Consider the following 20778-nt stretch of genomic DNA (forward strand, 5'->3'; position numbering starts at 1 on the left):
CGCGGTTAGGATGGCCGCCTCGTCCCCGTGCCGCCGATGGACCGCCTGCCCCCCTACGTTCCCCGCTCGCTGACCCGTCTGGCCTTGTGGCTGGCGGTGGGCAACCTCGTCATCGCCGCGGCCATCGTCGCCGCGACCTGGCTGGCGCTGCAGGCCGGCCGCGAGTCCGACCTGACCCGCGCCCGCGAGACCACCGAGAACCTGGCCGCCAGCCTCAGCATCGAGATCGGCGCCGAGCTCAAGCAGGTGGACAACGCGCTGCAGACGCTGGCGCTGCAGTACCGCCGCACCGGCGGCGGTCCCGAGGCGCTCAAGCGCGCGATGGAACGCGCGCTGGCCGACCAGCGCAGCCTGCTGCCGCAGGTCGACGCGATCCGCATGACCGACGCGCATGGCCAGGTGATCTACGGCCTGGCGGCCGAGGAAAGCAGCGTCAGCGTCGGCGATCGCGACTACTTCCAGCGCGCCCGCGACAGCGACGGCGTGGTGATCTCCGAGCCGCTGTTCGGCCGCGTGCTGCGCAAGTGGGGCATCGTCGTCGCCCGCCGGCTCGAGGCCGGGGACGGCAGCTTCGCCGGCGTCGTCTACACCACGCTCTCGACCGAACACTTCATCGAGGGCTTCAAGGGCCTGACCATCGGCGCCGAGGGCGCGATCTCGCTGCGCACCCGCAGCCAGCGGCTGATCGCGCGCTACTCGGCGGCGGAGCCGCATTCGATCCGCGGCGTCGGCGACGTGATCGTGTCCGAGGACCTGATGCGCAAGATGGCGGCCAACCCGCAGCAGGGTTGGTACATGACCAAGACCAGGCTCGACAACATCGAGCGCATCACCTGCTACCGCCAGGTGCGCGGTTATCCGCTGACCATCTTCACCGGCGCCAGCACCGCCGACTTCCTCGCCGCCTGGCGCGGCGAGGTGCTGCAGCAGGGCGCGCTCGCGGCGGTGGTCATCCTGACGGTGCTGGGCTGCTCGGTGCTGGTGTTCCTGCAGCAGCGCCGCGACCGCCGTGCCGCCACCGGCCTGCAGCAGCTGGCGCTGGAGCAGGCGCTGATGCTGGACAACGACATGGTCGGCATGATGCGCCTGCGCGGCCGCAACGTCGTGTGGCAGAACCGCGCGTTGTCGTCGCTGTTCGGTTATGCGCCCGGCGAGCTGCTCGGCCAGCCGACCCGCCAGCTCTACCTGGACGAGGCCAGCTTCCGCGAGGTCGGCGAGGCGGCCTACCCGGCCATCGAGTCCGGCCGGCGCTACCGCCAGCAGCTGCGGATGCGGCGCAAGGACGGCACGCCGGTGTGGATCGACCTGAGCGGCGCGTCGGTGTCGGGCAACGAGTCGCTGTGGATGATGATCGACGTCTCCGCGCTCAAGGAGAGCGAAGCCACCGCCCGGCACCTGGCGGTGCACGACGCGCTGACCGGCCTGCCCAACCGGGTGCGCTTCACCGAGCGGCTGGCCGGCGCGCTCACGCTGCTGGGCGAGCGGGTCGGGCTGGTGGCGGTGTGCTGGGTCGACCTGGACGGCTTCAAGGAGCTGAACGACCAGTTCGGCCACGAGGCCGGCGACGTGGTGCTGCGGGTGGTGGCGCAGCGCCTGCAGGCCGGCGTGCGCAACCACGACCTGGTGGCGCGCATGGGCGGCGACGAATTCGCCCTGCTGCTGACCGCGCTGCGTGGGGAGCACGAGGCCGAGCCGGCGCTGCGCCGCATGCTGGCGTCCATCGCCGAGCCGATCCGCCTGCCCGACGGCGATCATGCGGCGATCACGGCCAGCATCGGCATCGCGTTTGCCCCGCTGCATGGCCGCCAGGCGGAAGCGCTGATGCGGCTCGCCGAGACGGCGATGACGATGGCCAAGCGCGCCGGCAAGCGGCGCGTGGTGTCGGCCAGCAGCATGCCAGGGAACGCCATGAACGCACCGAACTCGCCGGCGACCTCCGTCGGCCCCGACGCGCCCACGCCGGTGGACGCGATCGACACGCCCTCCAGCCCCGCACCCGAACCGGGGACCGACAGCGCCGCGCCCGCGGGCCAGCGGCCGAGAGACCCCGGGCCACCGGCGGTGCCGGACCATTCGTTCGACGAATCGGTCGCCGGGGAGGAAGACCCGGGCGCCACGCTGGACGGCGAGGACAGCAGCCGGGTGCCGCCGCGGCGGTCCTAGCGCGACGGCCACGCGGCCGCGGGCCGGTGGCAGCGATAGCGGCAGCGACAGCGATACCGTGACCGACAGGGAGCGATCGTCATGACCGAGGAAACCTCCAGCCCGCACACCAGCGACCGCCATCGGGTCAACGTGCAGGACGACTACGAACTGCGTTACTGGGGCGAGCGCTTCGGTGTCTCGCCGGAACTGCTGCGGCACGCGGTGGACGCGGTCGGCACCAGCGCCAAGGCCGTCGAGGAGTGGCTCCAGGCGCACCGTTGAGCGGCGCGCCGAGCGGCCGAGGGTGCTCCGCCCACCGCCGGGAACAAGGATTGCTGCCTGGGCAGTTTCCCGATCCGACCCGCCAGGAGTGCCCAGCATGGATGTCGACCCGGACCTCGCGTCTTCCCTGTCTCCCCCGGACGCCGCCCCGTGCGACGCTGACCCCGGGGCGATCTCGCGCCGCGGCCTGCTGATCGCCGGCGCGGGCGCCTCAGCCGCGGTCGCCGCCGGCGCGCCCCTCGAGGCGGCCGCGCAGACCCCGTCGCGCCCCGGCGCGCGCCCTCAGGAGAACCTCGTGGCCACCACCCGCGTGACGCTCGACGTCAACGGCCAGTCCCACACGCTGGACGTCGACAACCGCACCTCGCTGCTGGACCTGCTGCGCGAGCACCTGCAGCTCACCGGCACCAAGAAGGGCTGCGACCACGGCCAGTGCGGCGCCTGCACCATCCACCTCGACGGCCGGCGCGTCAACGCCTGCCTGACGCTGGCGGTCATGCACCAGGGCGCGAAGGTCGTCACCATCGAGGGCCTGGGCACGCCGGAGCGGCTGCATCCGATGCAGGCGGCCTTCGTGCGGCATGACGGCTACCAATGCGGCTACTGCACGCCGGGCCAGATCTGCTCGGCGGTGGCGGTGCTCGACGAGATCAAGGCCGGCCTGCCCAGCCACGTCACGCCCGACCTCCAGGCCCGTCCGCTGCTGTCCATCGACGAGCTGCGCGAGCGCATGAGCGGCAACCTGTGCCGCTGCGGCGCCTACTCCAACATCATCGACGCGATGGCCGAGGTGGCCGGCGTCGCCGTGCCGGGCACCGGCGAGCGGAGGCCCGCATGAAGCCCTTCACCTACGAGCGCGCCGCCTCGCCCACCGCCGCGGTCGCCGCGGCGGCGGCGCGGCCCGGCGCGCGCTTCATCGCCGGCGGGACCAACCTGCTCGACCTGATGAAGCTGCAGATCGAGGCGCCCGTCCACCTGGTCGACGTGGACGGCCTGGGCCTGGACCGGATCGAGCCGACACCCGAGGGCGGCCTGCGCATCGGCGCGCTGGTGCGCAACACCGACCTGGCGGCGGACGCCCGCGTGCGGCGCGACTACGGCGTGCTGTCGCGCGCGCTGCTGGCCGGCGCTTCCGGCCAGTTGCGCAACCGCGCCACCACCGCCGGCAACCTGCTGCAGCGCACCCGCTGCCCCTACTTCTACGACACGGACCAGCCCTGCAACAAGCGCCAGCCCGGCAGCGGCTGCCCGGCAATCGCCGGCATGAGCCGGCCGCTGGCGGTGATCGGCGTCAGCGACGCCTGCATCGCCTCGCATCCGAGCGACATGGCGGTGGCCATGCGGGTGCTGGACGCGACCGTCGAGACCCTGCGGCCCGACGGCCAGGCGCGGCGCATCCCGATCGCCGACTTCCACCGCCTGCCGGGCAACACACCGCACATCGAGACGACGCTCGAGGCCAACGAGCTGATCACCGCGGTCACCCTGCCGCGGCCGCTCGGCGGCACGCAGCTCTATCACAAGGTGCGGGACCGCGCGTCCTATGCCTTCGCGCTGGTCTCGGTGGCCGCGGTGATCCCGCGCGACGGCGGCGCCGCGCGCTTCGCCGTCGGCGGCATCGCGCCCAAGCCCTGGCGCGTCGAACGCGCCGAGACGGCGCTGCGCCAGGGCGTGCCCGCCGCCGCGCAGGCGCTGCTGGCCGGCGCGACACCGACCGCGGAGAACGCGTTCAAGCTGCCGCTGGTCGAGCGCACGCTCGCCGCCGTCCTGGCTCAGGCCCGGCTCACCGGGAGGACCGCATGAAGTTCGACACCCCCGCCACCACCAATCCGATCGACCAGCTGCGGATCGTCGGCCGGCCCAGCGACCGCATCGACGGGCCGCGCAAGACCACCGGCACCGCGCCCTACGCCTATGAGCGCCATGACGTCGCCCGGGACGCGGCCTACGGCGTCGTCGTCGGCGCGGGCATCGCCAAGGGCCGCATCGCGTGGATCGACGTCCAGGCCGCGGAAGCGGCGCCCGGCGTGCTCGCCGTCGTGACCGCGCAGAACGCCGGCAAGCTCGGCAAGGGCCGGATGAACACCGCCGCGCTGCTGGGCGGACCGGAGATCGCGCACTACCACCAGGCCATCGCCGTCGTGGTCGCCGAGCGCTTCGAGCAGGCGCGCGCGGCGGCCGCGCTGATCCGCGTCGAGTACACGCCCGAGCCGGGCGCCTTCAGCCTGGCCAAGGCCAAGGACCAGGCCAAGCCGCCCAAGCAGGACGACGGCCCCGGCGGCACGCCGCCCGAGACGCGGGTCGGCGACTTCGACGGCGCCTTCGCCCGCGCGCCGGTGCGCATCGATCACACCTACACGACCCCCGACCAGTCGCACGCGATGATGGAGCCGCATGCGACGCTGGCGGTCTGGGAAGGCGATCGCCTCACCGTCTGGACCTCCAACCAGATGATCGACTGGGGCCGCGGCGACCTGGCGCGCACCCTGGGCCTGCAGCGCGACAAGGTGCGGCTGATCTCGCCCTTCGTCGGCGGCGGTTTCGGCGGCAAGCTCTTCCTGCGCGCCGACGTGCTGATGGCCGCGCTCGGCGCGAAGGCGGCCGGCCGTCCGGTCAAAGTGGCGCTGCAGCGGCCGCTGATGATGAACAACACCACCCACCGCCCGGCGACGCTGCAGCGCATCCGCATCGGCGCGGGCCAGGACGGCCGCATCACCGCGATCGGCCATGAGAGCTGGTCGGGCGACCTGCCCGGCGGCTCGCCCGAGACGGCGGTGGCCCAAACCCGCCTGCTCTACGCGGGCGAGCACCGCATGACCGCGATGAAGCTGGCGGTGCTGGACCTGCCGGAGGGCAACGCGATGCGCGCGCCGGGCGAGGCGCCCGGCCTGATGGCGCTGGAGATCGCGATCGACGAGATGGCCGAGCAGCTGCGCATGGACCCGATCCAGTTCCGCCTGCTCAACGACACGCAGGTCGATCCGGAGCAGCCCGACCGGCCGTTCTCGCAGCGCCGGCTGGGCGAATGCCTGCGCACCGGGGCCGAGCGCTTCGGCTGGAACCGGCGCACGCCGCCGGGCCAGCGGCGCGAAGGTCCCGGCGGCCGCTGGCTGGTCGGGATGGGCGTGGCGGCGGCCTTCCGCAACAACCTGGTGATGAAGTCGGCCGCGCGGGTGCGGCTGGACCGCCGCGGCATCGTCACGGTCGAGACCGACATGACCGACATCGGCACCGGCAGCTACACCATCCTGGCGCAGACCGCGGCCGAGATGATGGGCGTGGGGCTGGACCAGGTCGTCGTGCGCCTGGGCGACTCGGCGCTGCCGGTGTCGTCCGGCTCGGGCGGGCAATGGGGCGGCAACAGCTCGGCCTCGGGCGTCTACGCCGCCTGCGTCGCGCTGCGCGAGGCGGTCGCCCGGCGCGCCGGCATCGACCTCAAGGACGCCGTCTTCGCCGACGGCCAGCTGCGCGGCGGCGGCCGCAGCCTGCCGCTGGGCGAGATCGCCGGCGCCGAGGGCATCGCCGCCGAGGACCGCATCGAGTTCGGCGACCTCGACAAGAAGTACCAGCAGTCCACCTTCGGCGGCCACTTCTGCGAGGTCGCCGTCGACGCCTACACCGGCGAGGTGCGCGTGCGCCGCATGCTGGCGGTCTGCGCCGCAGGGCGCATCCTCAATCCGAAGACGGCGCGCAGCCAGGTGATCGGCGCGATGACCATGGGCGTGGGCGCGGCGCTGATGGAGGCACTGCATGTCGACGAGCGCCGCGGCTTCTTCGTCAACCACGACCTGGCCGGCTACGAGGTGCCCGCGCATGCGGACATCCCGCACCAGGAAGTGATCTTCCTTGACGAGACCGACCCGGTCTCCTCGCCGCTCAAGGCCAAGGGCGTCGGCGAGCTGGGGATCTGCGGCGTCGCGGCGGCGGTGGCCAACGCCATCCACAACGCCACCGGCGTCCGGATCCGCGACTATCCGATCACGCTCGACAAGCTGCTCAAGGACCTGCCGAAGCCGGCGTGAGGTCCTCGCGCGTCGGATTCATCGCCTCGGCCAGCACCGCGGCGAGGCTGTCGATGTCGTAGGGCTTGGGCACCAGCGGCACGTTCGGCGCCTCCTCGATGCGCACCGGATGGCCGCTGGCCAGCACCACCGGCAGTGTCGGCTTGAGCACCTTCAAGGTCCGCACCAGGTCCACGCCGCTGCGCGCGCCGGGCATGACGATGTCGGTCAGCACCACGTCGGCGCTCAGGCCGGCCCGCAGCTGGTCCAGCGCATGGTCGGCCGAGGGCGCCGTCTTGACGGTGAAACCGCGCTCCTCCAGCGCCTGCGCGGTGAGCTCGCGCACCGAGGGTTCGTCCTCGACCAGCAGCACCGTGCCCGCATGGCGACGCTCCGCGGCCGGACCGGCGGGCACCGGCGACGCCGGGTCCTCCATCCGCCCATGCGAGCGTGGGAGCCACAGCGTCACCTCGGTGCCCAGGCCGATCTTGCTGACGATGCCGGCAGTGCCGCCCGCCGACCGCGCCAGCGCATACACCTGCGCCAGCCCCAGGCCCGTGCCCTGCCCCACCGGCTTGGTGGTGAAGAAAGGCTCGAAGGCGCGCTCCATCTGTTCCTGCGTCATGCCGTCGCCGGTGTCGCGCACCGCGATCGCGACGTACTCGCCCGGTTGCAGCTCCGGCGCCAGGCCAACCGGGTCGCCCTCGGCCAGCACGCGGTTGCGGGCCGACACCGTCAGCGTGCCACGCCCCTGCATCGCATCGCGCGCGTTCAGCGCCAGGTTGAGCACCGCCAGCTCGAGCTGGACCGGATCGGTGCGCACCGGCCAGAGCGCCTCGTCGATGGCCAGCGTGACCTCGACCGCGCTGCCCACCGCGCCGCTGGCCAGCGCCATCAGCTCGGGCAGTTGGCGGCGCAGGTCGATGACGGTCTCATGGCCCACCTGCTGGCGACCGAAGGCCAGCAGCTGCCGCGTCAGCTGCGCGGCCTTGGACGTGGCGCGCTGGCAGGCGTCGAGCGCGCTGTCGGCGCGCGGATCGCTGCTCAGCCGACGCGCCAGCTGCAGCCCGGTGGTCATCGTCTGCAGCAGGTTGTTGAAGTCGTGCGCGATGCCGCCGGTCAAGCGGCCCAGCGCCTCCAGCTTCTGGCTGCGCAGCGCCGTCTGCTGCGCGTTGCGGGTCTGGGCGACGGCGGTGTCGACCTCCTCGCGCAAGCGCTGCTCGCTACCGGCGCGCTCGCGGCTGGCCACGGCCAGGGCGCGCTGGACGATGTCGATCTCGTCGATGCCGCTGCGCACCTCCTCGAGCGTGCCGCCTCCGCCCAGCCGGATCGCGTCCTTGCGCAGGCGGCGCAGCGGCTCGGCGATCGCGCGGCTCATGCGCCGTGCCAGCACCAGCGCCAGCACGATGAAGACCAGCGACAGCGCCAGCATCATCGCGAACGCGGCCCAGGCGCTCTTGGCCAGCTCCGCCTGGCTCAGACCGATCAGCACCACCCAGCCGGAGTCCGGCGCGCGGCTGAAGGCGGTGAAGACCGGCTCGCCGTCGAGCGTGCGCAGGTCCACCACGCCGCGGTCGGCGCGGGCCAGGGCGTCCAGCATGTCGCCGGTGGCGCGCTGCCCGACGCGGCGTTCCGGCTCGCGCGTGCGGGCGATGACGGCGCCCTGCCCGTCCAGCACCACGCCCAGCCAACCGGCGGGCAGCGGCTGCTGGCGGAAGATCTGCTGCATCTCGCTGACCGGACTGCCCAGGCCGAGGAACATCGCCTGGCCGGCCACGGTCACCGGCACCCGCACCGCGAAGCTGGGGCGACGGTCAACCGGACCGAGATAGAGGTTGGAGACGATCAGCCGGCGGCGCGTGTCGATGCCGCCCGGGAAAGCCGCAGCCGCCGGCAGCGGCTGCCCCCAGGCGACCCGGGTGTTGAGCAGTTGCCGGCCGTCCGGCGCCGTCAGCACGATGGTGCTGGGCGTGCCGGCCACGAGCCGCGTGGCCTCGCCATGGAACTGCGCCAGCCGGCCCTCGGCCAGGCTCGGGGACACGCTCAGGGCCTGCAGCAAGGCGGTGCGCACCGCCATCTCGCGGTCGGTGACCAGGCTCAGCGCCTCGGCGGTCTCGGTCGCGGCGGCGACGGCCGCGCGCCGTTCGGTGTGGAAGACCGCCATGCCGGCGATCACCGACAGCAGCAGCGTCGGCAGCACGATCAGCCAGACCATGGCGCGCAACTTGCCGCTGACGGACCCGGCGCGCGGCGCGGTGGAGGTCGGGGTCCGGTCGGGCATGGTGCGCGATTCTAGGCGCGGGCCCGGGCCCTTGACGGTGTCCTCACACCCCCGATCCGGGGCCACGCGACCATGACCTGCCAGGGAGGGCGGCGATGAAACTGCTCGTCATCGAGGACGAGGACAAGCTCGGCGAATACCTGCGCGGCGGCCTCACGCAGGAGGGCTTCGTCGTCGACCTGGTGCGCGACGGCGTCGACGGCCTGCACCAGGCCAGCGAAGGCGCCTACGACCTGGTGCTGCTCGACGGCGTGCTGCCGGGCATCGACGGCCTGGCCGTGCTGGCCGCGCTGCGCCAGCAGGACCACACCCGCACGCTGCCGGTGCTGATGCTGACGGCGCGGGCCGAGGTCGAGGACCGCGTGCGCGGCCTGCAGGCCGGCGCCGACGACTACCTGGTCAAGCCCTTCGCCTTCTCGGAACTGGTGGCCCGCATCCAGGCGCTGCTGCGGCGCGCCAGCGCGACGCCGGTGGCCGAGGCCACCGTGCTGAAGCTGGCCGACCTGGAGCTCGACCTGCTGCGCCGCAAGGCCCACCGCGCCGGCCAGCGGCTGGACCTGACGGCCAAGGAGTTCAGCCTGCTCACGCTGCTGCTGCGGCGCCAGGGCCAGGTCTTGTCACGGACGGAGTTGGCCGAGCAGGTCTGGGACATGAACTTCGACAGCGGCACCAACGTCGTCGAGGTCGCCGTGCGGCGCCTGAGGACCAAGCTGGACCGGCCCTTCGAGGCGCCGCTGCTGCACACGGTGCGCGGGATGGGCTACGTGCTGGAGACGCGCGAGCCCTGAGGCCGCCGGCGCCACCACGCCAGCAGCCCCAGGCCGCCGGCCAGCATCGCCCAGCTCGACGGCTCGGGCACCGGCGCCGCCAGCTGCTCGAAGGCCAGCTGCTGCATCGCCGTGGCCTGCGCCTGCGAGATGCCGAGTTGCGCCGCGGCCGTCTCCGTCGCGCCCAGGCTGCGCGGGTCCAGCCCCGTGATGCGGCCGAAGATCGTCAGCGCCTCCAGGTAGCTGCCGAAGCGGCTCGCGTGGTAGTTGTCGTCGGCCCAGAGCTTGACCGTGCCCGGGTCGATGCCGTCATAGGGATTCGCGTCCGCGAAGCCCTGCGCCATCGCCCGGTTCCAGGCCAGGCCCACCGGGATCACGCCGTCGATGTGCTCCGACGCCAGGTCCGCCTGCTGATAACCGGCGTAGACGTCCCGGGCCATCTGGTAGATGGATTCGCCGTACCAGGCGCCGCTGGGCGGATAGGTCTGGTCGGCGCGCGACCAGGTCGCCATCAGGTTGATCTTCACGTCCGCGTTGCGGGCATGCAGCGCATCGGCCAGCAGGCCCGAGTACTGGATCAGCTTGGCCGGATTGCCGGGATCGGACGCGTCCAGCGTGCTGTAGCTCTGCAGCACCACGCGGTCCCAGGGCTTGTCGATCAACGCCATCTTGGTGTTGTAGTGCAGGTCCAGACCGCTGCCGCCGACGGTCTCCAGGCTCACGTCGTAGTTCAGCCCCGCCTGCACGGTGAAGGCCTTGAACAGCGCGGGGATGCCGCCGATGCCGGTGCCGTTCAGGTCGGTGACCGAGCCGGGGTTGAACTGCATCACGGCCGAGCCCTGCGCGTAGGTGAAGCTGTTGCCGACGAACAGGATGCTCTCGGCCCGCGCCGCGCCGGCGGACAGCGCCAGCACGACGCCCGCGAGCGGGCAGAAGAATCGATTCATGGATGTCGTCCTCGGTGTGGAGTCGTTGAAGCGCGCCCGCGTCCAGGCCGGCGCCTCGCCCTTATAGGAAGCGGGACACCGTCCGGGAGGACCTCCCCCTAGTTCGCTGTGCGGCAGGCATGTGGAAACTGGTGCGCCAGCGCACGCAAACGGCGCATGGGCTGCGCGAGGACGCAGCTTGGCACAAACGGACACCCGCGTTTACCGCGGCGGGCACGGTGATTGCCGTCTTGTCCGGTTGGAACGATGTCCAGTTCCTGGAGCTTTTGATGTCCCTGCCCGTTGCCGCAACTCCTTCCGCGTCCCAGCCCCGCGCCAATCTCCTGCTCGTGCAGATGCCCGAGGAGGATCAGGCCCGCTGGTCCGGACAGCTCGAGACCGTCGAGCTGCTCAAGGGGCGCGTGCTGTTCGAGGCCGGCGCTCCCGCCACGCATGTGTATTTCCCGATCACGGCCATCGTGTCGCTGATCCACACCACGCATTCGGGCGACTCGGCGCAGGTCGCGATGATCGGCTCCGAGGGCGCCGCCGGCCTGGCGGCCGCGATGGGCGGCGAATCGCCCGCCTGCCGCGCCGTCGTGCAGCGCGCCGGCCTGGCCTTCCGCATGCGGGTGTCGCTGGTGCGCGAGGAACTGATGCGGCCCGGCGGGTCGACGCAACTGCTGCTGCGCTACCTGCAGTCCCTGATCTCGCAGATCGCGCACACCGCGGTCTGCAACCGTCATCACTCGCTGGAGCGGCAGCTGTGCCGCTGGCTGCTGTTGTGCCTGGACCGCCAACATGGTCACAACGAGCTGTCGGTCACCCAGGAGTCGATCTCCAACCTGCTGGGCGTGCGCCGGGAAGGCGTCACCGAGAGCGCCCAGCGCCTCCAGGCCGCCGGCCTGATCCGTTACTCCCGCGGACATATCGCGGTGCTGGATCGACCGGGGCTGGAGGCCCGGGCCTGCGAGTGCTACGCCCTGCTCAAGCAGGACTTCCAGCGCTTGCTGCCCCAGGACCCGGACGGCGTGAACGCGGCCACCTCTGCCACCTTCGCGCCCGTCGCCGTGCAGGCCTGAGGGCTTCTTCGCATCGCTTCAAAGCATCGCAGCGGACGTCCCGTCGAGGACGGGGCGTCGTCGAGCGCCTGTTGAACGCTCCGTGCCGCGCGCCACGGTGCCGGCCCGCACCGTCGCCGTGTCGCGCGTGTCGGTCCGGCGCTTGCGGGCACCCGCATGCCCTCGAGATCCGGACCCTGGACCTGACCAGCCCCGGGCGGGACCGGTCGCACGATCACTTCTCCGTGCGGCCGCGACGGCGCGCCACGAAGCCGATGGCACCCAGACCGGCGATCAGCATCGCGTAGGTCGAGGGCTCCGGCACCACGGCGGCGGCGAAGTTGATCGAGCCGCCGCCCTGGCGGATGCGGAAGCCACCGGCGAAGGGCTCGACCTGCGACGTCGTGTTGGAGAACGAGGTCAGCGCCAGGTCATACACCGGCAGCGAGGTCTGGAAGCCCGGCACCAGCCAGTTCAGCGTCAGCTTGGCATTGGCCGAGGGGTTGAAGGTGCCGTCGCCCAGCGGCGTGGTCGCCACCGTGCCCAGCACCAGCGAGCCGCTGGCCAGGGCCACTTCGCCGGCCGCGCTTTCGGTCGGGGTGTTGCCCGCGAAGCCGAACGACGAGGTGCCGTTGTAGCCGTACAGGGTGTAGGTCAGCGAGGTCAGCGTGCCGACCGTGGACACCGAGCCCGGGTCACCGGCCTGCGTCAGCGTGCCGTTGCCGCTGAACTGGATGTAGAAGCCGTAGTCCGAGTTCAGGCCGTTGGACGGCAGCGTGGTGCCGCCGAGCTGGGCGGCGCTGATGGCCAGGTAGCCCGATTCGCTGAACGTGTTGCCGGCCCCGAAGGTGATGGTCGAGTAGTTCGACACCAGCAGGTTGTCGGCGGTGAAGGCCGAGCCGTTCAGGCCGGCGGTGGCCGGGTCCCAGGTGAATTGCGGCAGCGCGGAAGCGCTGGCGCTGACGGCGGCCAGGGCGATGGCCAGCAGGGTGCGCTGGAACGCCACAGGCTTGCGGGAGAGCAAAGGCAGGGTCATGGTGGTTGCTCCGATAGAAAGATGTCCGCCAATCGCGGACGGCGCAGTGTCCCCAGGCGCCCCAGAGAGCGTCTGTACGTCCACCCACATAAAAACGGCCCCTCCCGGGGGCTGTACCCGGAAGGTGCGACGAACCGCCCCCGGCGTGCCTGGAACGCCCCCGCGTTCGCGGGATGCCGCGTGTGCGCGACGGGCCACATCCCCGATGCCATCGGGGGCAAGTCGCGCTGCGGCGCCAACGCGTCAAGGTGCGTCGGCATGCGTCGATGTGCATCGGCACGTGCAGCCTGCAACGACCTGCATCGGGATGCGTGGCCCGCATCGGCATGCGCGGCCTGCGCTTGCATGCGTCGATGCGCCTCGGCGCGAATTACTGCGCTCGCCCGGCGCTTTTCCGTGGCCGCATCGGCGCGGCCGCACCGGACAATCGCGCATCGCTTCCGACGCCCCTTCGCCCGCCATGTCCCAGCCCGCCCGCTCCGCCGCTTCCGCCGCCCTGACCTCCACCGCCGCCTCCGGCGTCGCCGGGCTGATGCTGGGCCAGATCGTGTTGGCGCTGGCGCTGCATCACAACCGCTCGGTGGAGGGACTGGGCTTCGCGCTCGTCTTCCTGCTGGCCGGCGGCGCCGCGGTGGCCTGCTTCCTGACGCACCGCCACCAGCAGCGCCGCCCGCGCCAGGAGCCTGCGCCGCTGCGCCTGTGGCTCATCGCGCTGGCGGGCGGCGTGCTCGCCTCGATGCTGATCATCGGCGCGCTCTGAGCGTCGTAGCTCCGCACCCCACGCGCGCCATGCGCGATGGCGATCGCCATCGATCGCCGCGGGACGGGCACACTCCTTGCCCTCGAGCCGCGATGCCCACCGATCGCCACGTCCGCACCTCTGCCACCGATGCCACGCCCGCCCGCACGCGCGCCGCGTCGGCGACACCTGGGCGCGGCGCACGGCGGGCCTCGCCGCGCCGGATCCGCACCGGCCGCGGCTGAGCGGCGCCGGCGGCGCTTGCGCGCTGCCGGCGGCTTCTCTCCACCGGCGCTTCAGGCCGACGGATCGTCCTTATGCTCCGGATCCGGCCCCGCGGACGGATCGTCGCCGCTGGCCAGGTCCTCGACGTCGATCGACGCGTCCACGTCCTCGATCGCCGGCGAGCGGCTCACCCGGTCCGGCAGGATGTCGGCGGCGTCCGTCGCGCGGCCCGGCGTGGCCGAGCCACGCTCGCCGGTGCCGAAGCGGTCGGTATCGCTGGAAGGATCGGCGGGCGTCGCGCCCAGTTCATCCGGATCGTCCGTCCCGGTGGCCAGCGGACGTTCGCCGAGCACGTCGCTGCCGCTGTCGGAACTGTCGCTCGGGCCGAGCGAGTCGGTGCCGCGTCCCTTGGACTGCGACGGGGCGGGCACGCCGCCAAGGATGCTGCTGGTGGCCATCTGGGTACTCCTTGCAAGACCTCGAGGGGTCGATGCAGACAGTTCGGCAAAGGCCGGACCCGCAGCCCAGACATGCAAACCCCATCGCTGCTCCCGCGCGGCCGCACGACCACAAGGCCACACGACCCCCTCGCCCGCTTGCGGGAGAGGGTTGGGGTGAGGGTCTTCAACGCGCCCGCTTCTGATAGAGCCGCTCACGCGCCGCGATCTCGACGAAATCGCCGGCATGCGAGGAAAAGCGCAGCGTCTCCCGCGCGCCCAGGCCGAGGAAGCCGTTGCGGCACAGCGCCTCGCTGAACAAGCCCAGCGCCCGGTCCTGCAGCGCGCGATTGAAATAGATCAGCACGTTGCGGCAGGACACCAGCTGGACCTCGGCGAAGACGCTGTCGGTGGACAGGCTGTGGTCGCTGAAGACGATGCGCTCCTTGAGCGCCTTGTCCATCAGCACATGGTCATAGGCGGCCGTGTAGTACTCCGACAGCGAGCCCCTCCCACCCGACGCCCGGTGGTTCTCCGAGAACAGCGGCACCTGGTCCATCCGGTACACCCCGGCCTGCGCCTGCGCCAGCGCCTCGTGGCTGATGTCGGTCGCGTAGATCAGCGTGCGCTCCAGCAGCCCTTCCTCCTTCATGAGGATCGCCATCGAATAGGCCTCCTCGCCGCCGCTGCAGCCCGCCACCCAGATCCGCAGCGACGGGAAGGTGCGCAGCACCGGCACGACCTGCTCGCGCAGCGCGCGAAAGTACTCGGGGTCGCGGAACATCTCGCTGACCTGCACCGTCAGGTCGGCCAGCACCGAGCGGAAGACCTCGGCCTCGCGCAGCAGCCGCCCCTGCAGCTGCGACAGGTTGGCGCAGTGGAAGCGCTGCATCGCCGCCTTCAGGCGGCGGCGCAGCGAGGTGCCGGCGTAGTCGCGGAAGTCGTAGTGGTAGCGCTCGTAGATCGCTTCCAGGATCAGGCGGACCTCGATGTCCAGCTCGGGGGCTGCTTGCGCCATCGGCCGGTCGTCCTCAGCGCGGCATCCAGACCCGCACCAGCGAGAGCAGCTTCTCGATGTCCAGCGGCTTGGCGATGTAATCGTTGGCGCCCGCGGCCATGCACTTCTCCTGGTCGTCCTTCATCGCCTTGGCGGTGAGCGCGATGATCGGCAGCCGCTTGAGCTCGGGCCGCGCGCGGATCTCGCGCATCGCGGTGTAGCCGTCCATCTCCGGCATCATGATGTCCATCAGCACCAGGTCCACCGGCGCCTTCGCGCCCGGTCCCTGCAGCGGCGCGGCCAGCCGCTCCAGCGCCTCGCGGCCGTTGCGCGCGATCTCCACCTTCACGCCCTTGGGCTCCAGCACCGCCGACAGCGCGAAGATGTTGCGCACGTCGTCCTCGACGATCAGCACCCGCCGCCCCTCCAGCATGTTGTCGCGCGCCCTCACCTCCTTGAGCATGCGCTGGCGCTCGGGCGGCAGCTGGGCTTCCACCTGGTGCAGGAACAGCGTGACCTCGTCGAGCAGCCGCTCGGGCGAACGGGCGCCCTTGATGATGATCGAGCGCGAGTAGCGCCGCAGCTGCTGCTCCTGCTGCGGCGACAGCGTGTGGCCGGTGTAGACGATCACCGGCGGGAAGGCGACGTCGTCCTGACGCGCCATCTGGTCGAGCAGGTCGTAGCCGCTCATGTCCGGCAGGTTCAGGTCCATGACCATGCAGTCGAAGGTCGACTGGCGCAGCGCCTCCAGCGCCTCGGCCGCGGTCGAGACGCCATGGATGCGGACCTCGTCCGCCGCCAGCAGGTGGCGGATGCTGTCGAGCTGCCGGGCATCGTCCTCGACCACCAGCACCGTGCGCAGGCGCTGCGAGAACTTGGCCTCCAGCCGCTGCAGCGCGATCTCCAGCTCGTCGCGCTTGACCGGCTTGAGCGCATACCCGACCGCGCCGCGCTCGAGCGCCTCGTGGGTGTAGTCGGCCACCGAGATCACGTGCACCGGGATGTGCCGCGTCAGCGGCTCGCGCTTGAGGCGGTCCAGCACGCCCAGCCCGGAGTGGTCCGGCAGGTTCATGTCCAGCAGGATCGCGCTGGGCGCATAGCGCTGGGCGACGGACAGGCCGTTCTCGGCCGTGTGCGCCATCAGGCAGACGAAGCCCATCTCGCGGATCAGGTCGCGCAGGATGAGCGCGAAGCGCGGGTCGTCCTCGATGACCAGGATGGCGCGGTCGCCCGGCACCCAGGAGAGCCGGTCGTCGTCGAGCTGCGGCAGCCGCGGCTCGGGCGCGGCGGGCGCCGGCTCGCGCAGCAGCGACACCGCCAGGCCGTCGGCGCCCTCCTCCGCCTCGCCGTCCGCCGGCAGCGAGGCCTGGAAGGCGGCGATGGCCGGCGGCGCGGTGATCGGCGCCTGCGCCGGCGACAGCGGACGCTGCACCTGGCCGTCGGCCGGCAGCTCGTGCGTGGGCGGCAGCACCAGGCTGAAGGTCGAGCCCTCGCCGGGCGCGCTGCGCAGGTGGATGTCGCCGCCCAGCAGCCGCGCCAGGTCGCGCGAGATCGACAGGCCCAGCCCGGTACCGCCGTACTTGCGATGGGTGCTGCCGTCGGCCTGCCGGAAGGCCTCGAAGATCGGCGCCTGCTGGTGCGCCGGGATGCCGATGCCGGTGTCGGTGACCGCGAAGGCGATGCGGCCGTCGGCGGTGGCGCCCACCTCCATGCGCACCGAGCCGCGCTCGGTGAACTTCAGCGCGTTGGACAGCAGGTTCTTGAGGATCTGGCCCAGGCGGGCCTCGTCGGTCTCGATCCATTCGGGCGCGCCGGGCGCCAGCTGCAGGCCGAAGGCCAGGTTGCGCTGCGCGGCGATCGGCGCGAAGACCTGGGTCAGCTGCTGCAGCAGGCGCGGCAGCGACACGCGGTCGATCTGCATGTCGACCTTGCCGGCCTCGATCTTGGACAGGTCCAGGATGTCGTTGATCAGCGCCAGCAGGTCGTTGCCGGCCGAGCTGATGGTCTGCGCGAAGCGGACCTGCTCCTCGCTCAGGTTGCCGTCCTTGTTGTCGGCCAGCAGCTTGGCCAGGATCAGGGTCGAGTTCAGCGGCGTGCGCAGCTCGTGGCTCATGTTGGCCAGGAACTCGCTCTTGTACTGGTTGGAACGCTCCAGCGCCTCGGCGCGGTCGGTCAGCTGCGCCTGGGCCTGGGTCAGCTCCGAGCGCTGCAGCTCGAGCTGGCGCGCCTGCTCCTCGAGCTGGGTGTTGCTTTCCTCGAGCTCGGTCTGCTGCTTCTCCAGCCGCAGCTGCGAGTCGCGCAGCGCGTTGCCCTGCTCTTCCAGCTCCTCGTTGCTGGCGCGCAGCTCCTCCTGCTGCATCTGCAGTTCCTCGGCCTGGCGGCGGCTCTCCTCGAGCAGCGACTCGAGCCGGCTGCGGTCCTTGGCGGCGCGCAGCGCCATCGCCAGCGGTTCGGCCACCCGCGCCAGCAGCTCGCGCTCGGCCTCGCCGACGTGATGCAGGAATCCGAGTTCGATCACGCCCTGCAGGCGCCGGTCCACGCCGACCGGCGCGATCAGCAGCTCGGTCGACGTCGCCCGTCCCAGCGCGGAGCTGACCGGCAGGTAGTCGGCCGGAAGCCGCGTGACATGCACCGGCCGGCGATCGCGCGCCGCCTGGCCCACCAGCGTGTCCCCGCCGCGCACCACGGGCGCGGACTCGCCCTCCGCCGCGACCGGCAACGCATAACCGCCCACGCGCAGGTAGCTGCCGTCGTCCTGGGTGACGTAGAAGGCCCCCACCCGGGCGTCGGTCCAGCGCGCCAGGAAGCTGGTCGCGACGTCGGCGAGCCGCTCCACATGCGGGTCGCCCTGCAACTCCACGCCCAGGCCGGCCAGGCCGGCCTTGAGCCACTCCTCGGTGCGGGCGGCGCGATGGGCGCGCGCGCTCAGCGCGGCCGCGACCGCCGTCAGCACCAGCAGCAGCGCCGAGCCGCCCCACATCATCCCGGCCGTCTGCTGGACGGCGGCGTCCCAGAGCGCGCGGCGCTCGGCGGCGCGATCGCGCTCCTCGCGCTCCATCTCGCCCAGCAGCGTGCGGATGCGCTCCATCAGGATCCGCCCCCGGTCGCCCTGCACCACGGTCACCGCGCCGATGCCGTCGCCCTTGCGGCGCATCGCGATGGATTCCTCCATCTCGCCCAGCTTGGCCTTGACGAGCTGCTCGATCAGCTCCAGCCGGGCCAGCTGCGAACGGTAGTTCTGGAAGCTCGCGCGCAGGCGCTCGGTCGCGGCCGGCAGCGTGACCTGCGCGGTGTTGAACGGCAGCAGGTAGTTGTCCAGGCCGGTGATCAGGAAACCGCGCTGGCCGGTCTCGGCATCCTTGATCGCCGAGCCCAGCGCCTGGATCTGCTCCTGCACGGCCAGGGTGCGCGCCATCGCATCGGCGGCCTCCGCCTGCGTGCGCTGCGTGCGCCATGAAAAGGCGGCGACGACCACGATGGTGAGCACCGCCAGCGCGAAGCCGAGCAGCGTGGGCAGCGGGAGCCATTCATGGCGGCGGGCGAGCGCGCCGCCAAGGTTCGCGCTGTTGGCACTGGTGGCGCCGGTGGCGCTGGCGAGGGGGCCGGAAGTCGTCGTGGTGTTCATGAATGCATGAATGAGAAAGCGGGGCGGCCGGGACGGGGGCGCATGCTAGCGCGCCCTCGTCCCGGCCGGTCCCCGGGATCCTCTCGGGGGGCTGTCGATGACCCTGGCCGGTCACTCGCGCGGCTCGCCGCGCGCATTGACCGTCACGGTCGCTCCCGGCGGCTGCCGGGTCTGCATGTAGTGCTCCTGTCCGTTGAAGCGATAGGTCACGTCCCAGTACTGCGGGTTGCCGCCGTTGGGCGCCGCGCCGCAGCGCTGCACGTTGCGCACGTCGTTGCGGTTCACGTTGCTGCCCACCACCGCGCCGCCGATCGCGCCGGCCGCGGTCGTCACCGCCTGCCCGCTGCCGCCGCCGAACTGATGGCCCAGGATGCCGCCCAGCACGCCGCCGATCACCGCGCCGCCGACGTTGGGCCGGTCCCGCACTTCCTTCTGCTCGATCCAGCAGCGTTGCTGCCCGTTGCCCATCACGGCGCGCACCGACACCACCTGCGCCTGGTACAGCGTCTCCTCGCCGCGGCGGTAGTAGGTGGGCTGCGGCTCGGGGCCGTAGCGGTCGCGGCCGACCTCGGCGCGCTCGTCCACGCGCCGCGCCGAGCTGATCCGGTTGTCGAGGCCCATGGAGCGCAGCGACGGGTAGCTGCCCGGCTGCAGCACGCGGCAGCGGCCGCGATAGTCCGGGTCCTCGCAGACCTCCCAGCGCTCGCCGCGCACCTCGATCGAGGACGCGCGGTCGTTGAAGCCGATCTCCTTGAGGAAACGCACCTGCGTGTCGATGCCGCCGGTGCGGCCGCGGAACTGCTCGTCCTCGTAGAAGGTGATGTCGGCCATCGCCTGGCCGGCCAGGACGCAGGCGGCGGCCGCGACGGCCGCCTTCATCGTGCGGGAGCTGCAAGGCTTCATGACGATCCCCATCGTGTTGATGCGATGCCTCCACTGTGGTCCAGCGGCGCGCCGGGGTCTGTCGGGCCGCGCTGGCCCGGGCTGTAGGACGCCACGCCGCATCGGGGCCTCTCAACGTTCCGACTGCAGCCGCGGCAGCAGCAGCTCGAACATCGTGCCCTGCCGCGCCCGCGACGCGCCGATCAGCGAGCCGCCATGCGCGCGCGCCACGCGCTCGGGCTCTTCCAGCCCCGGGCCGACCAGGGCCGAGGACATGCCCGACACCGGCTCGGTGCCGCCGAACAGGTGGATGGCGGCCTCGGGTTCGAGCACGCGATCGAAGCTGATGCGCAGCGTCAGCGAGCGATGCGCCGCGCCGTCGACCTGGATGCGGATCCCGCAGTCGCCGGCATGCGTGGCGCCCTGCATGATCAGCCGGTCGATGGCCTGGGCCATCAGTTCCGGATCGAAGTCGCCGGTGGTGTCGCCGACGCGTTCGAACGCGGGCGGCACCCACATCACCGCCTGGTTGCTTTCGACGTCCAGGCGCTGTGCCGCCAGCGTGGCCAGGTCGCTGCGCACCGGCTGCACCTGCAGCAGCTCGCAGGGCCGCCGCGCCAGGCTGCCCAGGTGGTCCACCTGGCGCCCGAGCAGCGTCGCCGCCGCCTTGACGCGCTGGCCGGCCTTCTGCAGCGAGGGCGACTCGGTCTGGCGGATCAGCAGCTCGGCGTTGAGCATCATGACCGACAGCGGGCTGCGGATGTCGTGGCTGAGCGCGCCCAGCATCAGCGCGTTCACCCGCGCCAGGCGTTCCTGCTCGACGATGCGCTCGGCCAGCATCAGGCGCTGGCGGTGCAGGTCGGCGAAGACCGCGACCTTGCTGCGCAGCACATGCGCGTCGACCGGTTTGTAGATGAAGTCGACCGCGCCGGCCTCGTAGCCCTTGAAGCTGCGCTGCGCCTCCTGGGAGCCGGCGGTCAGGAAGATGATCGGCACGTGCCGGGTACGCTCCGCCCCGCGCATCAGCTCGGCCAGGGTGAAGCCGTCCATGCCCGGCATCTGCACGTCCAGCAGGGCCAGCATCACGTCATGCACCAGCAGCAGTTCGAGCGCGGCGGGACCAGATTCCGCCGTCAACACGCGCAGCCCCGAGTCGGCCAGCAGCGCCTTCATCGCGAGCAGGTTCTGCGGCTTGTCGTCCACCACCAGCACGCTGATCTCATCGGCCACGTCGTTCTCCCAATCGTTGGTCTTGAATGTCTGACAGGGGCACTGGGCAAACGGCATGCCCATTTCGCCCCAGGGCTTACCCGCCCCCAATCCTCGCCCCGTGACGCCGGAGCGGGTGAGGTCGGCAGAGTACGATCGCGGCCG

At 71.9% G+C, this 20778-nt stretch carries 16 protein-coding genes; 8 read left to right on the forward strand and 8 right to left on the reverse strand.

Annotated elements, in window-relative coordinates; all coding sequences use genetic code 11:
* The first annotated feature begins 36 nt into the window (after window positions 1-36).
* The 5 genes from FHT37_RS07065 (at window position 37) to paoC (ending at window position 6449) form a co-directional block, all read left to right on the forward strand.
* Complete coding sequence (locus tag FHT37_RS07065) at window positions 37-2163, forward strand: diguanylate cyclase domain-containing protein (RefSeq protein WP_183479777.1); 2127 nt, start codon at window positions 37-39, stop codon at window positions 2161-2163.
* Between the two features lie 81 nt (window positions 2164-2244).
* A complete protein-coding gene (locus tag FHT37_RS07070; protein ID WP_091724754.1) occupies window positions 2245-2427 on the forward strand; it encodes a DUF3606 domain-containing protein in 183 nt (60 codons plus the stop codon).
* 97 nt (window positions 2428-2524) lie between these two features.
* Complete coding sequence (paoA, locus tag FHT37_RS07075) at window positions 2525-3265, forward strand: aldehyde dehydrogenase iron-sulfur subunit PaoA (protein ID WP_183479780.1); 741 nt, start codon at window positions 2525-2527, stop codon at window positions 3263-3265.
* The gene (locus FHT37_RS07080; RefSeq protein WP_183479782.1) at window positions 3262-4230 is read left to right on the forward strand and encodes a xanthine dehydrogenase family protein subunit M; all 969 of its coding nucleotides are present in this window, start codon (window positions 3262-3264) and stop codon (window positions 4228-4230) included. Before paoA ends, FHT37_RS07080 begins: the two co-directional genes overlap by 4 nt.
* Window positions 4227-6449: an aldehyde oxidoreductase molybdenum-binding subunit PaoC gene (gene paoC / locus FHT37_RS07085; RefSeq protein ID WP_183479784.1), complete on the forward strand. Its 2223-nt coding sequence runs from the start codon at window positions 4227-4229 to the stop codon at window positions 6447-6449. Before FHT37_RS07080 ends, paoC begins: the two co-directional genes overlap by 4 nt.
* Here paoC and FHT37_RS07090 read toward each other — a convergent pair.
* A complete protein-coding gene (locus tag FHT37_RS07090; protein WP_183479786.1) occupies window positions 6424-8709 on the reverse strand; it encodes an ATP-binding protein in 2286 nt (761 codons plus the stop codon). The genes paoC and FHT37_RS07090 overlap by 26 nt on opposite strands.
* A 95-nt stretch (window positions 8710-8804) precedes the next feature.
* Here FHT37_RS07090 and FHT37_RS07095 point away from each other — a divergent pair, with 95 nt between their 5' ends.
* Window positions 8805-9497 (forward strand): heavy metal response regulator transcription factor, encoded by a 693-nt coding sequence (locus FHT37_RS07095; RefSeq protein WP_091724759.1) that lies wholly within the window; start codon window positions 8805-8807, stop codon window positions 9495-9497.
* On the opposite strand, the gene FHT37_RS07100 is transcribed toward FHT37_RS07095, so the two are convergent.
* Complete coding sequence (locus FHT37_RS07100; RefSeq protein ID WP_091724760.1) at window positions 9470-10423, reverse strand: DUF4886 domain-containing protein; 954 nt, start codon at window positions 10421-10423, stop codon at window positions 9470-9472. The two genes, FHT37_RS07095 and FHT37_RS07100, sit on opposite strands and share 28 nt — an antisense overlap.
* Window positions 10424-10692: 269 nt before the next feature.
* Here FHT37_RS07100 and FHT37_RS07105 point away from each other — a divergent pair, with 269 nt between their 5' ends.
* Window positions 10693-11484 (forward strand): Crp/Fnr family transcriptional regulator, encoded by a 792-nt coding sequence (locus FHT37_RS07105; RefSeq protein ID WP_091724761.1) that lies wholly within the window; start codon window positions 10693-10695, stop codon window positions 11482-11484.
* Between the two features lie 214 nt (window positions 11485-11698).
* Here FHT37_RS07105 and pepA read toward each other — a convergent pair whose 3' ends face one another.
* Window positions 11699-12499 carry a flocculation-associated PEP-CTERM protein PepA gene (pepA, locus tag FHT37_RS07110; protein ID WP_183479788.1) on the reverse strand — a complete coding sequence of 267 codons (801 nt, stop codon included), beginning with the start codon at window positions 12497-12499 and terminating at the stop codon, window positions 11699-11701.
* A 460-nt stretch (window positions 12500-12959) separates the two neighbouring features.
* Between pepA and FHT37_RS07115 the strand changes: the two genes are divergently transcribed.
* The gene (locus tag FHT37_RS07115) at window positions 12960-13259 is read left to right on the forward strand and encodes a hypothetical protein (RefSeq protein WP_183479790.1); all 300 of its coding nucleotides are present in this window, start codon (window positions 12960-12962) and stop codon (window positions 13257-13259) included.
* Window positions 13260-13534: 275 nt separating this feature from the next.
* Here FHT37_RS07115 and FHT37_RS07120 read toward each other — a convergent pair whose 3' ends face one another.
* From FHT37_RS07120 to FHT37_RS07140, 5 genes are all read right to left on the reverse strand, one after another.
* On the reverse strand, window positions 13535-13921 hold the full coding sequence (locus FHT37_RS07120; protein WP_183479792.1) for a hypothetical protein: 387 nt from the start codon (window positions 13919-13921) through the stop codon (window positions 13535-13537).
* A 166-nt stretch (window positions 13922-14087) separates the two neighbouring features.
* Window positions 14088-14918, reverse strand: a complete 831-nt coding sequence (locus FHT37_RS07125) for a protein-glutamate O-methyltransferase CheR (RefSeq protein ID WP_091724765.1) — start codon at window positions 14916-14918, stop codon at window positions 14088-14090.
* A 13-nt stretch (window positions 14919-14931) separates the two neighbouring features.
* A complete protein-coding gene (locus tag FHT37_RS07130; protein ID WP_183479794.1) occupies window positions 14932-18522 on the reverse strand; it encodes a response regulator in 3591 nt (1196 codons plus the stop codon).
* Between the two features lie 111 nt (window positions 18523-18633).
* On the reverse strand, window positions 18634-19425 hold the full coding sequence (locus tag FHT37_RS07135) for a beta/gamma crystallin-related protein (protein WP_255489511.1): 792 nt from the start codon (window positions 19423-19425) through the stop codon (window positions 18634-18636).
* A gap of 111 nt (window positions 19426-19536) precedes the next feature.
* Entirely contained in the window at window positions 19537-20634 is a 1098-nt protein-coding gene (locus FHT37_RS07140) for a response regulator (protein ID WP_183479799.1), read from the reverse strand.
* Between the last annotated feature and the right edge of the window lie 144 nt (window positions 20635-20778).

It is taken from the genome of Mitsuaria sp. BK037, assembly GCF_014193045.1.
Taxonomy (GTDB): domain Bacteria; phylum Pseudomonadota; class Gammaproteobacteria; order Burkholderiales; family Burkholderiaceae_C; genus Roseateles.

Excerpts from the sequence above, each read along its gene's own strand:
- FHT37_RS07115 (WP_183479790.1), top strand. The coding sequence starts at position 12,960 with ATGTCCCAGCCCGCCCGCTCCGCCGCTTCCGCCGCCCTGACCTCCACC.
- FHT37_RS07105 (WP_091724761.1), top strand. The coding sequence starts at position 10,693 with ATGTCCCTGCCCGTTGCCGCAACTCCTTCCGCGTCCCAGCCCCGCGCC.
- pepA (WP_183479788.1), bottom strand. The coding sequence starts at position 12,499 with ATGACCCTGCCTTTGCTCTCCCGCAAGCCTGTGGCGTTCCAGCGCACC.
- FHT37_RS07130 (WP_183479794.1), bottom strand. The coding sequence starts at position 18,522 with ATGAACACCACGACGACTTCCGGCCCCCTCGCCAGCGCCACCGGCGCC.
- FHT37_RS07070 (WP_091724754.1), top strand. The coding sequence starts at position 2,245 with ATGACCGAGGAAACCTCCAGCCCGCACACCAGCGACCGCCATCGGGTC.
- paoA (WP_183479780.1), top strand. The coding sequence starts at position 2,525 with ATGGATGTCGACCCGGACCTCGCGTCTTCCCTGTCTCCCCCGGACGCC.
- FHT37_RS07135 (WP_255489511.1), bottom strand. The coding sequence starts at position 19,425 with ATGAAGCCTTGCAGCTCCCGCACGATGAAGGCGGCCGTCGCGGCCGCC.
- FHT37_RS07080 (WP_183479782.1), top strand. The coding sequence starts at position 3,262 with ATGAAGCCCTTCACCTACGAGCGCGCCGCCTCGCCCACCGCCGCGGTC.
- FHT37_RS07125 (WP_091724765.1), bottom strand. The coding sequence starts at position 14,918 with ATGGCGCAAGCAGCCCCCGAGCTGGACATCGAGGTCCGCCTGATCCTG.
- FHT37_RS07065 (WP_183479777.1), top strand. The coding sequence starts at position 37 with ATGGACCGCCTGCCCCCCTACGTTCCCCGCTCGCTGACCCGTCTGGCC.
- FHT37_RS07120 (WP_183479792.1), bottom strand. The coding sequence starts at position 13,921 with ATGGCCACCAGCAGCATCCTTGGCGGCGTGCCCGCCCCGTCGCAGTCC.
- FHT37_RS07095 (WP_091724759.1), top strand. The coding sequence starts at position 8,805 with ATGAAACTGCTCGTCATCGAGGACGAGGACAAGCTCGGCGAATACCTG.
- FHT37_RS07100 (WP_091724760.1), bottom strand. The coding sequence starts at position 10,423 with ATGAATCGATTCTTCTGCCCGCTCGCGGGCGTCGTGCTGGCGCTGTCC.
- paoC (WP_183479784.1), top strand. The coding sequence starts at position 4,227 with ATGAAGTTCGACACCCCCGCCACCACCAATCCGATCGACCAGCTGCGG.
- FHT37_RS07090 (WP_183479786.1), bottom strand. The coding sequence starts at position 8,709 with ATGCCCGACCGGACCCCGACCTCCACCGCGCCGCGCGCCGGGTCCGTC.